Here is a 12,136-nt window from a genome sequence, read left to right on the forward strand (position 1 = left end):
TTGAAAGGCGGGGCGTGGTCTCGGTAAATACGATGCTGAAATGGAAGGCAGGTTCAATGGAGGTGACGGTTAGCGTGCTGAGCAGGCCTGGGTCATGTCCTCAATACTTACCGATTTGACCAGCTTGCGAATTAGACCTTTGAGCGCTCGGGCCGAACAAGTGACGGCCGCCATTTCAAAGCGGCCATTTTCTAACGAGGCAGAGCGCGGACACCGGCGCGCGAAACCTGCAAGTGAGTGATGAGGGATTAACGTCCCTCCAACAACTCTGCCGCCTGATCCAGCAACGCCAACGGCTCTTTAGCCTTGTGAATATCCACCGACAACAACTGCCGAAACTTGCGCGCCCCCGGAAACCCGGTGCCCAGCCCCAGTACATGCCGAGTGATGTGATGCATCGCGCCACCCGCCAGCAGATGCTCGGCAATATAAGGCCGCAACTGCGCCAGCGCCTCGGCCCGAGTGATCACCGGCGCCGTGCTGCCAAACAGCTGCTGATCCACCTCAGCCATCACATAAGGATTGTGATACGCCTCACGGCCCAGCATCACACCGTCGAACGTCTGCAAATGCTCGTGACAGGCCTCGAGCGTCTTGATCCCGCCGTTGAGAATAATCTCCAGCTCCGGAAAATCCGCCTTCAACCGCGCCGCCACGTCATAACGCAGAGGCGGAATGTCGCGGTTCTCCTTCGGCGACAACCCCTCCAGAATCGCAATCCGCGCATGCACGGTAAAACTCGTGCACCCGGCATCCCGAACCGTGCCAACGAAATCACACAGCTCCTCGTAACTGTCCCGACCATTAATCCCGATCCGATGCTTCACCGTCACCGGGATCGACACCGCATCACGCATCGCCTTCACACAATCGGCCACCAACTGCGGATGCCCCATCAGGCACGCCCCGATCATATTGTTCTGCACCCGATCACTCGGGCAGCCGACATTCAGGTTTACCTCGTCGTAACCGTGGTCCTGGGCCATGCGGGCGCAGGCGGCCAGGTCCAGCGGAACACTGCCGCCGAGCTGCAGGGCGAGCGGGTGCTCGGCTTCGTTGTGACGCAGGAAACGGTCGTGGTCGCCGTTGAGGAGGGCGCCGGTGGTGACCATTTCGGTGTAGAGCAGGGCGTGCTTGGAGAGCAGGCGCAGGAAGAAACGGCAGTGGCGGTCGGTCCAATCCATCATGGGCGCAACAGAAAACCTCCTAGATACTGAATATGCTGGATGGGCTAGGTTTTCTGCGGGTTTCGTCTGCATTTAGCTACTTCTCATTCACTACTATTTGCCACTGTTTTTGCTTGTTTTAGCAAGGTCGTTGCTACAATGTAGCAACTCTAACCTGTCGTGTAGCAAAATCATGGGATCGATCACCGTTCGCAAGCGCAAGAATGGCTCTGCAGCGTACACCGCACAGATCCGCATCATGCAAAAGGGTGTAACAGTTTATCAGGAAAGCCAGACGTTCGACCGTAAGACCACGGCTCAGGCCTGGATCAAGCGGCGCGAGACTGAGATGGCCGAACCTGGTGCGATTGCCAAGGCCAACCGTAAGGGCGTGACGGTCAAGGAAATGATCGAGCGCTATCTCGAGGAGTATGAAAAACTCCGGCCACTGGGCAAAACCAAGCGCGCCACCCTCAAGGCTATCAGCGAAACCTGGCTGGGTAAGCTTGAAGATAAGGACATCACCAGCCAGAAACTGGTTGAGTATGCCAACGACCGGATGCAGAGCGACGGCATTCAACCGCAGACCGTTGGCAACGACCTAGCACACTTTGGCGCGGTGCTATCTATTGCCCGACCGGCCTGGGGATTTGATATCGATCCCATGGCTATGCCGGATGCACGCCGCGTGTTACGCAAAATGGGCGCCGTGTCCAGGAGTAAGGAGCGAGGCCGCAGACCCACTCTGGAAGAACTCGAAAGTATCCTGACCTACTTTGTCGATATGCGCGCACGTCGTAAGCAAGAGATCGACATGGTTAGGGTGACTGCTTTCGCACTGTTCTCCACGCGCCGACAGGAAGAAATCACCCGTATTCGCTGGGACGCGATGGACGAGGCTCGCCAATCGGTGCTGATCACCGACATGAAGAATCCCGGGCAGAAATATGGCAACGACGTTTGGTGCTATGTTCCGGACGAGGCCTGGAGGATATTGAAGTCCATGCCGAAAGTCGCCGACGAGGTGTTTCCGTACAATGCCAAATCCATATCGGCGTCATTTACCCGGGCTTGTCATTTCCTCGAAATTGAGGACTTACATTTTCACGACCTGCGCCACGATGGCGTGAGCCGACTGTTTGAAATGGGGTGGGATATTCCGAAAGTGGCCAGTGTGTCGGGCCACCGAGATTGGAACTCGATGCGACGCTATACGCACCTGCGTGGGAATGGCGACCCATACAAGGATTGGCCGTGGTTGGAGAAAATTGTAACTGGCCCCGTGATTGGGGCCATGTCAGGTTAGGACGCTCGGTGTATGCCTCGGCCCATTAGTTTTTCGTGCTCGGCCTTGGCCTTGGTGCGCTGAGCGTCGAGATAATCAGCCAGGTCAGACAGGTGGACGCCTCGCGCGGATTTCTGGCTGCTCTCCATTGGCACGAGCGTTAGGTCTATCTGGCCTGCGGCGACCTTGAGCTTCATTTTCTCCGGTGTCAGATGGCTGAAGTAGTCAGCGCAGACGCGCTCAAGCGGGATGATTGCCTGGCCGTTGTACTGCGCCATTAGCAGGAAGGCCGTATTCATACCGCACCTGTTATCGACTTCCTGGCCATGGCCAGTTCGTGGTAAAGAGCAAAGACCCGCTGCATCAGTTTGAGATGGGGGGCGCCGCCGCCCTCACTGCTAGCGTCGTTCCAGTTTTTGCTGGTGACGCGAAGCAGCTTAAGGTTGCTCGTGCAGATATAATGCGGGGCGGCCTCTACCGCCGGTATTGATTTCCATATGCTCGGCTCAGGGCGCAGTTTGTACCACTGGTTATGCGTGCAGAGGCTTGGCTTTCGCACTTTGGACTTGAACGGTTTCTTGTCCAACTGCACGAACGGAGTCAATGCCGGATAACGATCAATGCGGGCGCGCTGGAAGTATTCAGCTAAAGTTGGCGTTTGCATTTGTACCTCCCCAGCCGAGCAGGCTGATGTCGATGTTCTTTTCCTGCAGCATTTTCAGCGACAGGAACAACATCGGACGACCGCCACCCATACCGGAATACGGCTCGTTCTTCACGAAATAGGGCTCTTCGGTGATCAACTTGATGAACTGCGTGCCGCTATTGATTACCGGCGTGCTGCGTTCATCGATGTTGCAATAGCGGGTGTAACTGGCGTGGGCCAGTACCGGGTCGAGGACCAGATACTCGGGCGTTATCGAGTAGTGCAGGCCCTCGGTCAGGTAGACGTTGCCCTTGGTGGCTTCCTCGGCGCTGCGCGAAATGGCCACGATGACCGCGATCTTCTGCATCACCAGGTCGATCTCGCTCTGCACATAACCGTCGCCGGAATTGGCGCAGTGGTCAATCATCACCTTGATCACTAGGTCGAGCGCGTTCAGTGACTGGAATAAACGCAGCTGCTCACACACTTCCTTCAACTTCCACAAGCCGACGATGACCACCTGTAAGGAAAAGCGCGGGCGGTCGTCCATTTCCGGCGGCAGCAGTTCGGAAACCTTCTCCATCAGTGCCTCGATCTCCTCGGGCGGTGTGGTCAAGGCGCTGGCCATGATTGCCTTACCGAAGCTGCGCAAGTGATCGCGGCCCGCCGTGGCCAACCGGAAGTGATCCCGGCAGTGCGCCCGTTTGATTTTAGTCAGGTGTACGCGAATGCTCCGCTCCTGAATCGCAGGCACCTCGATCTCTTGTTCAGAGATCACGATCAGCGGCGACGATAGCGGGATGGAAATGGCCTCAGCGTTGGTGCGTCCCATGTTGCCCCGGCCCAGTCGACCCTTCAACGTCGCCTCGCCGTTCCACGCCTGTTTGATCCTCTCGACCACGTCCTTGTAGGTCTTGCTGGTCATCTTCGATTTGTTGAGCTCTTCGATGATCCGGGGAATGGTCGTGGTGCTGGTTAGGTACTCGAGCAAGCCATAGTGCGAGGTTGATGGAGCACTGATTCCAGAGTCTCTCTGCATGTAGTCAGTACCGTTGAGCCAGGTGATCAAACCAGCGGTCTTCGATTTGCCGGCGCCGGCACTGCCCCACAGCGCGAGGATCGGAAACTGGCTGTACAGGTGCATGAAGTGGGACTTGAAGTGCGCCGCGATGCACCAGCCAATCATCAGGCCGATCTCGTGTTTCTGATTGATCTTGAGTAGGTGAGCTAGGGTCTGGTCGACCTTTTCATCGCCACACTCGGCCATGGTGGTGTGCGCAAAGTACGGGCGGGCCAGCAGGTTGCCGAGAAACTGGTGGGTGTCACGCACCTTGACCGAGTTCACGGACATGTCCGGTTCCACGTAAGTGAATATCGGGCTGTTGTCGACGAAGTCCAGGTGGACCCCGGCGGTGTAGACCTGAAAAATCTCGCCCATGTCCTGGTCCTCCCGAAACACAACAATTTTGATTTTCTGAATGTCGAGGTCGGTGCCCTGAAACACCAGGTCGGTGATGCCTTCGAACTCCTTCAGGAACGCCGAGCGACTGGCAAAGGCTGACTCCTTGAAAATGATCCTGCCCACCGTCTCGCCGCCCTTCAGCACATTCATACGGGTGCCGATCCGACGTGGGCTGGTGTTGTCCTGCGGCACGTCGATGAACATGTCGAGCGGCTGGAGGGTGAAGTTGCTGATGCGCCGCTTGCTGTCGCCGGCGCGGATGTAGTAGCCGTCCGCCTCGGCCACCGCGCTCAGGTCGGCGTCCGGGTTGCCGTCCTTGTTCGCCCCATGCTCGATCGCGCAGCCCTCACACGGGCGCTTGCTCAGCAGGGCACGGATCGCGTTGCAGCCAAAACCGAAGGTCGGGGTGTGTTCGACGTAGCGGATCTGCGCTTCGATGTGATCGCGGCGCAACTTCGGCGTGCTGTACGTGCTGCTCTTGGCGCTGCTGGCCAGGCGCGAAGCCAGGCTCTCAGCCACGGTCTGCGACACCCCGGCGCGCACGATGTAGGTGGCTAGTTGGGTCGCGATCTGGTTGTATGAGGCGTCCGCCTTCAGCGATTCGCTGTCGCACAGCATTTGGACGCACGCCGGTATCGGCTCGCGGATGGCTTCCATGTCCGCGGAGGAAGCGATGATCATCAGCTTCGGTTTGGCCTTGACGCGCTTCTTAGCCTCTTCGAACAGCGCCTTCAGCTCGTGCACCACCAGCCCCTGCGGGTCGTCGACTTCCACCACGCGCGGCGCCTTGACCCACTCGCGATAGCGGTCGACGGTCAGCTCGGTCAGTTCGTTCGGGGTCACCGGCACCCGGTAGTTGCCGTCATGCCGCTGAAGGTTGACGATGCGAAAACTGTTGCCCCGACCGCTGCTGTACACCGAGTAATCGAGGCCGATAACGAATAAGTCTCGCGCCATTTCCTTGTAGATTTCCGGCAAGCGCAGGGTGAAACGGCTGCTCGTGAACAGCAATTCGTCGACCAAGATGTGCAGGCCCTTGCTGCCCGACAGGTAGACCTTGATGGCGCCTTTCGGTACGCCCATGCGCATCAACTTACCGACCAGTTCCTGGCCGCTGCGAATGGCTTGGCTGAGATCATCCTTGCAGTCGATGTCGAAGTACAGTGGGCCCCGGTAACCGATCTTGTCGCGGTTGCGCGGTATCTCGGCGTCGGTGCCGTCGCTGATTATTTGATTGACGGCGAGGATCGTCAGCTTCTTCGCACCCTGCGCCTTGGCCAGCGCGACCGGGTCTTCGCCAGTTTTGAAGGGAAGCACAAACCAGGCGTCGTGCTCAGATCGTTGAAAATAGTGATACATGCCGTTGCCCCCCTGTCGACGTGGTACCGTTGGCATCCGCCGCGACGCGCCTCAACCGCAGGAGGTCGATCGCTCTGGCCGGAACGTCCCGATGGCGACGTGAGTCGCAGTCGGTGAACCAACCGGAAACGCTGTGCCGCGAATAGCCCGTGAGTAGCGCGAGATCCTCGTGTGACAGGTGGTCGGATTTGGCGAGGTTGCGGATGTACGCCATTCGATCATCCGCGGTCATGCTTTCCCCGGCGGTGCGGGGACGATTGTGTTTGGTCACGATAGTTACCTTGATCGCACCCCCCGAAAACCAGGGGTTCCCGTTTTAATACAAAATTGGAGGAAAAAGGTCCGGATAAACCGGGTGTTAACTTGAATGCCGCCCTCTCAGGGGGTGGTCATTTCGTAATCAATCCTTGTTGTTTAATGAATCAATCTGGTTCTGATGTTCAGATGAAACGTTCTCCACTACCTGTGGTTTTTTTTTGGTTTTCATCTTGCACGAGGTTGTGCGAGGTGCCTCGTTGTTTGGCTTCTTCGGCCATCTTCGCCGCGATGGTCATATACGGCTGCACCGTCCTCATAACTTTTTCACTGAGGCGGTGCAAAACCAGTGGCCGACTGTCTTTCGGGGCGAGCTGGCCGTGTTCGTCGCAGTTTGATTTGAACAAGCGATAATCTTGCTCTTCCAGCCCGCGCCCCTCGAGGGTCTTGCGCAGGTTGCTGATGGTCGGCCGGTTCGGCAACTCCAACAGCATCAGCTCGCCCTTCTTGATCTGGTTGTAACTTAAAGCCAATGCGTCGTAGATAAGGGTCGCTGGTTGGTGGTGGAAGGCACGCGTTACGCGCTCTTGGATCAGATGCTCATAGCTGAGACTACCAGGCTCGAATACTGAAAACGCAATACCGTCAGCGTTCCAGTTCGGTTTGGCAGTGACTTCGTTTTTGCTTTTCATTCTGAAGTCCCCAAAATTTCTTATTTGATTGGTCCATCGGTTTACACACTTAAGAATAGACAAGGATCCCGCAGCGGTTGCGTAGGGGTAGGCAATTACTGGCTAAAAATATCACTCGTCGACGTGCTGATACCTAGTGCGGCACAGGATAGGAAGTTAAGTGTATTTATAATAACTGATTGATTTTATAGGATATTGTATCTTTTTTTTGTTGGGGCCGCGCGTGCTTTTAGTGTTGCCGCTGATTGGTCTGTTTTTTTTCATTTTGTGTGATTTTTTCTTTGAAATTTGTACTGAGTACTGTCGGGGGTAAGAAACTTGTGCTGAGTACCGTTGGTGGGGTTAAAAACTTGTACTGAGTACAGTTGGGATTTAGGATTGGTTAAAAATAGTTAGGAGGTCTGTACTGGATGGTTGAGAAAAAAACAATAGCAAAAAGTCGTGGGTGGGGTGTCTGTTGGTGTGTTAAATGCTTTTATATTTTATGTATTGGTTAATATTTTCAGGTATTGCTAAATAATCTAGTTCGTGTCGAAGTATATATGTTGCGTTGTTATTGGCTGTGCTTACATGTTTGTATGGTTGGCTTTTTATGTGATGTGCCAGTCATGTCGAGAGGACGGTGCCCCTTGGAGAAATGGCAAACGCCACACCGGGGGAACGCTTTCATTCGTGCCTAAGACAGCAATATGGACTGGTTAAGAAAGGACTGCATTAATTAGTTCGTCCGAAAAAATTAACAGCATCGCGTTCGGATAGCGGCAGATACGACCCATTCGTGTGTTGCGTCCATCGAGGCGCGGTCACTGGCGAAAACGACCGCGATGGCCAGCCTGGGCGAGCTGATCGTCTAAGCATTGGTGAAAGCTCACCAGTGTGACAAAAAATATGCAATCTCCAAATAGAGCCGGCCCTTGTGATAGCAGGCGAAGCCCTACCTAAACCTCTCATATAAGTGGGTTAATTTATTTGGGAGGTGGGCTATCACAGAGTCTTAAACATATGTGGGAGAAAACCTATGGATATAGGCTATGCACGTACTTCAACCATCGAACAAGAAGCTGGTTTTGAAGCCCAGTTGCGCGAATTAGAACGATGTGGCTGTGAAAAAATATTTAAAGAACAGGTATCGTCCGTGGCCCAGCGCGTCCAGCTTGAAGCGGCCATTGAGTTTGCCCGTGTGGGGGATACCTTTGTGGTCACTAAGCTCGACCGGCTGGCTCGCTCGATCACCGACCTGCTGCAGACACTGTACCGATTGGAACTGAAAAAGGTTGAGGTCAAGATTCTCAATCTGGGGCTGGACACCAGCACGCCCACCGGCAAGTTAATCCTGACCGTGTTGGGAGGGATTGCCCAGTTTGAGCGGGAAATGATGCTGGAGCGGCAGCGCGAGGGGATCGACAAAGCGCGGAAGGCCGGCAAATACAAGGGACGTAAGCCAATCCACGAGGAAAAACGCGCGGCCATACTGCGCCTGGCGGGGGAGGGCGTGACTAAGGTCGAGATTGCCAAGCAGCTTGGCGTCGGGCAGGCCACGGTTTACCGCGAACTGGCCCTTTACCGTACCGATGCCGTGACTCGGTCAGCTGTCCCGCTCACTTCTGAACTATGAAGGGGGGAATTCGGTTTTTTCTGCCATGCCCAAGCATCCCACAGCTATTGGATGTCTTATGCTCCGTGACTGGTCCTGCTTCGCCGCCTACGGCGTCCTGCCCCTGACTGTCGAAGCCACCTACAGCCGCCGCTGTACAACCTGAAAGAACCGGGGGGAGCGCACACACACACACACACAGCGCAGAGGCGCGTTGAGCCTTTGTGCCGAACTGGAACCAACACGGTCGGCGCCCAGCGATCGCCAGCGGGCTGCTGGGCCGCGCCGTGCTGGACGAACTGATGGTCTTCGCCCGGCTCTACGTCGGCGACTTCGACCACGAATGGCACCACCAGCTTTGATCTCGGCGACCCGTTGGGCGAGGTCTACCTACGCCAAGGTCTGGCCAGCCGAAACCACGCGCCTGCACCACAACTGCCGCAAGGGTGCCAAACAGCCGCAGGTCGACGGGCGTGCACCAGGCCAGTGGTCGGACGGAGTAGCGGCAGTAGCTGCAATATGCAGTAAAATTTCCACTCAATTCCCTCGACTAGAGCATCCGCCATGCCACGTTTTACCCTCGACCTGTCGGACGAGATCGACGGCGCGCTGACCGACATCGCCAAGCAAAGCGGCATCACCAAGGCCGAAGCCATGCGCCGGGCGTTCGCCCTGCTGGCGGTGGCCTACGCCGAGAAGAAGAAGCCCGGCTTCTCCCTGGGCATTGTTCGTGAACGCGACGATCACACCCTCGAAGCGGTTGGCCGCGTGGTAGGGATCTGATGGACACGCCGGAGATTGATCTGGACGCCCTGATCGCGGCCATCACCCCAGAGAATCGACATGCGCCGGTCGACTGGGGTCCGCCAGTTGGCAAGGAGGTTTGGCCGTTCTTAACCCCTTCTGAGAAGGAGGAGCCAACACCATGGCCACCCACGGTTTGAGACAAGCCGAACTGGACAAGATCCATGCCGCGATCAGCCAGTTGATCGACCAGACAATCCAGCGCAATGAAGAGTCGCGCAAGGTCAGTGCCGAGGTCCCGAAACCGACAGTCGAGGCCTGCAAGTTCACCCGTGAAACCTTCTGGTATCCGATGGCCGTGGTGACTGGGCTCTACTGTGTCATCGCCGTGATCATGACCGTGATTTACAGGCTGCTCCACTAAACCGGCGTAACTACGCCTCCACCTATCTGGAGAGTCCCATGCCGCGCATGACCCTCGACCTGTCCGACGAGATCGACCAGGCCCTCAACGACATTTCTCGCCGTCGCGGCATCACCAAGGCCGAAGCGATGCGCAAGGCCTTCGCCCTGCTGGTCATCGCCGACAGTGAGGCGCGCAAGCCCGGCTTCTCGCTGGGCATCGTCCGCAAACGCGACGACCACACGCTGGAGGCCATGGGCCGCGTGGTGGGTCTCTGATGGACAAGCCCGACTATATGCCTGGCCACGGTGTTCGCGGGGCGGGAGTGTCACTCAATGAAGGCGAGCGGCTACGCTTTGCCCGGCAGATGCTGCTGGGACTGATCTGCTTCGGGGTGTTCGTCGCCCGCGCGAAAGGCATGACCGAACTGGCCCGCGAACAGCTGTACCGCTCCTTCAGCGAGAAGGGCAACCCCACCCTGAAGACCATCTGGCGGTGATGCGCACCGTGGGCATCGACATGACCATCCGCCTGCATGTGTGAGCCGGACCTGCCTGAGAAGGAGACAACCCCGATGAAGCGCACGAAGCAGAAACCCCACTACACCTTGGACGAGCTGCTGGCCCGCTGCGACTGGAAGGTGCCGAGGTCGGCAGAAGAGACCGCATGGCTGGAAGCTCCGTCGGTAGGCCGCGAACTTGAAGCATGGGGGCCAGAAGGAGAACCGCATGTTGACCCAAGCCGAACTCGAAAAAATCCACGCTGACATTGCCCGGCTGCGGGTCGAGACCATGAAGCTTGTCGGTCCCGCGACCCGAACGCCGAACGTCGAAGCGCGGCAGTTCACCCGCGAGACCTTCTGGTATCCGCTTGCCTTCGCCATTGGCCTGTTCATCACCGAGGCTGGTCTCACCGTGTAGGTGACCGGCCCTACGTCTGCCGGCGTCCGTGCTCGGTGGCACCGTGTTCGAGCTTGACCTGGAGGTCGACGTGCGGGTTGAAGGCAACCGGATGATCATCGAACCGGTGCGCGAGTCCTTGGACCTGGCCAGGCTGTTGGCCAAGGTGACCCCGGAGAACCGCCACGAAGCGGTTGACTGGGGCCACCGGTTGGCAAGGAGGTCTGGTAATAGCTAAAAGCGTCTATGTGCCCAACGCGGGCGACGTGGTGTGGTTCAGCCTGCTGGCTGGACATGAGCAAGCCGGCCACCGCCTTGCGGTGGTGCTGACTCCGGCGGGTACAACCGGGCGAGCGGCATGATGATCTGTGCGCCCATGACGACCCAGATCAAGGGCTATCCGTTCAAGGTGCCGATTGCCGGGGCCAAGCCCAGCGCGGTGCTGGCCGATAAAGTCAAAAGAGTCGACTGGGTAGCGCGCAAGGTACAGTACAAAGGCCAATTAACCGCCGCAGAACTGGAGCAAATCCAGCGCGTGGTTGCGGCGTTGATTGGTCCTCCTTAATCCACCCCTGCACCCACCCGACAAGGTAGCTCCACCTGAAAAGGAGCGACCCCCAGACGCTCCTAGTCCTTGAAGTGAACTATAAACGCGAGGAAACCCTAGCCGCAGGACTGAAGTACGAACGAACTGCTGCCGCTGAAAAGCTGGCCGACGGTTTACGGCTGCCTGAAAGGAACCGACAGGAAGGACTCAGCTGCTCCCGCAGGGCAGAGCCTTGCCCGCTACTTTTAGCTACCTTTCTTATATATATTAATATTTAATTATTATTTATTTATATGAGAAAGGAAGGCTAAAAAAGCGAAAGAATTCTAAGTGAGAATAACTCGTATCGAAAACCCTAAAAAATTAAGTCGCTAAGTCTTCGTGGTTGACTTGGTGACTTGTTTATAAGGCAAATTCTTCGCGGGTCTGTTTGCGGCTGTTTTAATAATTTCTAATACAATCAATGTCTTGAGGGGTTTTTGCCGATATCGAATTTGAGAAAAGGTATTGCTATCAGCGCTATTCTAGCTACTCGTTTAAACAAACGAATAGATAGCAAGCAAATAATCAGTTGGGTATCCGATAAATACTCAGTACGAAAGCGTAATACTTCAAAACTAGGTATCCAGTCGCGTAGTCGATACCCAGGTTTTGTTGCCTCGTTTCCGCGCACTAGCCGCCATAGCGGCCTGGGCTAAGGTAATGCGCCGCTAAGTGCTTGAGGTGGTGGCGAATCCATCGCAGGTTCGCCGATTCAGGACACACCAATCGGCTCTGGCAACAGGAGCTCGGGGAACCAGAAATAACCCACGTTCGCGGGGAGTCCCGCATGTGGGTGTAGAGATCCAGCGTCTTTTCGAAAACACTCCCCACGCAGTGGGGATAACTGCCGGTCGCCCTCGGTCGACTTGTCGAGGATGGACGCACCCCCACACGCGTGGGGAAGATACCCGCAGTTCGGCAGTGCCGATCTGAAATTTAGAAACACCTCCACACGTGTGGAGAAGACTCCTCCAGGTTGTTAATCATCGCTTTGATTGCGGAAACACCCCCACAACTGTGGGGAGACACCAACATTTAGACG

14 protein-coding genes and 2 pseudogenes are annotated in these 12,136 nt (G+C 56.4%); 10 read left to right on the plus strand and 6 right to left on the minus strand.

Going from position 1 to position 12,136, the window contains the following annotated elements:
• Window positions 1–248 precede the first annotated feature (248 nt).
• Window positions 249–1,259 (minus strand): tRNA dihydrouridine(20/20a) synthase DusA, encoded by a 1,011-nt coding sequence (gene dusA / locus LOY36_RS09950; RefSeq protein WP_258673121.1) that lies wholly within the window; start codon window positions 1,257–1,259, stop codon window positions 249–251.
• A 100-nt stretch (window positions 1,260–1,359) separates the two neighbouring features.
• Between dusA and LOY36_RS09955 the strand changes: the two genes are divergently transcribed.
• A complete protein-coding gene (locus tag LOY36_RS09955) occupies window positions 1,360–2,472 on the plus strand; it encodes a tyrosine-type recombinase/integrase (RefSeq protein ID WP_258673140.1) in 1,113 nt (370 codons plus the stop codon).
• Here LOY36_RS09955 and LOY36_RS09960 read toward each other — a convergent pair.
• From LOY36_RS09960 to LOY36_RS09980, 5 genes are all read right to left on the minus strand, one after another.
• Entirely contained in the window at window positions 2,469–2,750 is a 282-nt protein-coding gene (locus tag LOY36_RS09960) for a pyocin activator PrtN family protein (protein WP_258673142.1), read from the minus strand. The two genes, LOY36_RS09955 and LOY36_RS09960, sit on opposite strands and share 4 nt — an antisense overlap.
• Window positions 2,747–3,115 (minus strand): hypothetical protein, encoded by a 369-nt coding sequence (locus LOY36_RS09965; protein WP_258673144.1) that lies wholly within the window; start codon window positions 3,113–3,115, stop codon window positions 2,747–2,749. The genes LOY36_RS09960 and LOY36_RS09965 overlap by 4 nt, the downstream gene beginning before the upstream one ends.
• Complete coding sequence (locus tag LOY36_RS09970) at window positions 3,093–5,876, minus strand: hypothetical protein (protein WP_258673146.1); 2,784 nt, start codon at window positions 5,874–5,876, stop codon at window positions 3,093–3,095. The genes LOY36_RS09965 and LOY36_RS09970 overlap by 23 nt, the downstream gene beginning before the upstream one ends.
• Before the next feature lie 16 nt (window positions 5,877–5,892).
• A complete protein-coding gene (locus tag LOY36_RS09975; protein ID WP_258673149.1) occupies window positions 5,893–6,189 on the minus strand; it encodes a hypothetical protein in 297 nt (98 codons plus the stop codon).
• Between the two features lie 169 nt (window positions 6,190–6,358).
• Window positions 6,359–6,865, minus strand: coding sequence for a hypothetical protein (locus LOY36_RS09980; protein ID WP_258673151.1), 507 nt, complete (start codon window positions 6,863–6,865; stop codon window positions 6,359–6,361).
• Window positions 6,866–7,883: 1,018 nt separating this feature from the next.
• On the opposite strand from LOY36_RS09980, the gene LOY36_RS09985 reads away from it, so the two are divergent.
• From LOY36_RS09985 to LOY36_RS10025, 9 genes and pseudogenes are all read left to right on the plus strand, one after another.
• On the plus strand, window positions 7,884–8,480 hold the full coding sequence (locus tag LOY36_RS09985) for a recombinase family protein (protein WP_258673153.1): 597 nt from the start codon (window positions 7,884–7,886) through the stop codon (window positions 8,478–8,480).
• 203 nt (window positions 8,481–8,683) lie between these two features.
• Window positions 8,684–8,821, plus strand: a complete 138-nt coding sequence (locus LOY36_RS09990; protein ID WP_258673155.1) for a hypothetical protein — start codon at window positions 8,684–8,686, stop codon at window positions 8,819–8,821.
• Between the two features lie 202 nt (window positions 8,822–9,023).
• The gene (locus LOY36_RS09995; RefSeq protein ID WP_217857771.1) at window positions 9,024–9,242 is read left to right on the plus strand and encodes a ribbon-helix-helix protein, CopG family; all 219 of its coding nucleotides are present in this window, start codon (window positions 9,024–9,026) and stop codon (window positions 9,240–9,242) included.
• A gap of 142 nt (window positions 9,243–9,384) precedes the next feature.
• Window positions 9,385–9,627 (plus strand): hypothetical protein, encoded by a 243-nt coding sequence (locus LOY36_RS10000; RefSeq protein WP_258673167.1) that lies wholly within the window; start codon window positions 9,385–9,387, stop codon window positions 9,625–9,627.
• A gap of 38 nt (window positions 9,628–9,665) precedes the next feature.
• Window positions 9,666–9,884: a CopG family transcriptional regulator gene (locus LOY36_RS10005; protein ID WP_217857770.1), complete on the plus strand. Its 219-nt coding sequence runs from the start codon at window positions 9,666–9,668 to the stop codon at window positions 9,882–9,884.
• A 122-nt stretch (window positions 9,885–10,006) separates the two neighbouring features.
• Window positions 10,007–10,149, plus strand: a pseudogene (locus LOY36_RS10010) (DNA-binding protein); the annotation flags it as partial.
• Window positions 10,150–10,334: 185 nt separating this feature from the next.
• Window positions 10,335–10,526 (plus strand): hypothetical protein, encoded by a 192-nt coding sequence (locus LOY36_RS10015; RefSeq protein ID WP_258673170.1) that lies wholly within the window; start codon window positions 10,335–10,337, stop codon window positions 10,524–10,526.
• A 43-nt stretch (window positions 10,527–10,569) separates the two neighbouring features.
• Complete coding sequence (locus LOY36_RS10020; protein WP_258673171.1) at window positions 10,570–10,743, plus strand: hypothetical protein; 174 nt, start codon at window positions 10,570–10,572, stop codon at window positions 10,741–10,743.
• 114 nt (window positions 10,744–10,857) lie between these two features.
• A pseudogene (locus LOY36_RS10025) lies at window positions 10,858–11,070 on the plus strand (type II toxin-antitoxin system PemK/MazF family toxin); the annotation flags it as partial.
• Between the last annotated feature and the right edge of the window lie 1,066 nt (window positions 11,071–12,136).

Source organism: Pseudomonas sp. B21-019, from assembly GCF_024749225.1.
Lineage (GTDB): Bacteria > Pseudomonadota > Gammaproteobacteria > Pseudomonadales > Pseudomonadaceae > Aquipseudomonas.

Bases quoted from the DNA above. Each gene is read 5' to 3' on its own strand.
- dusA (WP_258673121.1), bottom strand. From the start codon at position 1,259: ATGCAGACGAAACCCGCAGAAAACCTAGCCCATCCAGCATATTCAGTA.
- LOY36_RS09955 (WP_258673140.1), top strand. From the start codon at position 1,360: ATGGGATCGATCACCGTTCGCAAGCGCAAGAATGGCTCTGCAGCGTAC.
- LOY36_RS09960 (WP_258673142.1), bottom strand. From the start codon at position 2,750: ATGAATACGGCCTTCCTGCTAATGGCGCAGTACAACGGCCAGGCAATC.
- LOY36_RS09965 (WP_258673144.1), bottom strand. From the start codon at position 3,115: ATGCAAACGCCAACTTTAGCTGAATACTTCCAGCGCGCCCGCATTGAT.
- LOY36_RS09980 (WP_258673151.1), bottom strand. From the start codon at position 6,865: ATGAAAAGCAAAAACGAAGTCACTGCCAAACCGAACTGGAACGCTGAC.
- LOY36_RS09985 (WP_258673153.1), top strand. From the start codon at position 7,884: ATGGATATAGGCTATGCACGTACTTCAACCATCGAACAAGAAGCTGGT.
- LOY36_RS09995 (WP_217857771.1), top strand. From the start codon at position 9,024: ATGCCACGTTTTACCCTCGACCTGTCGGACGAGATCGACGGCGCGCTG.
- LOY36_RS10000 (WP_258673167.1), top strand. From the start codon at position 9,385: ATGGCCACCCACGGTTTGAGACAAGCCGAACTGGACAAGATCCATGCC.
- LOY36_RS10005 (WP_217857770.1), top strand. From the start codon at position 9,666: ATGCCGCGCATGACCCTCGACCTGTCCGACGAGATCGACCAGGCCCTC.
- LOY36_RS10015 (WP_258673170.1), top strand. From the start codon at position 10,335: ATGTTGACCCAAGCCGAACTCGAAAAAATCCACGCTGACATTGCCCGG.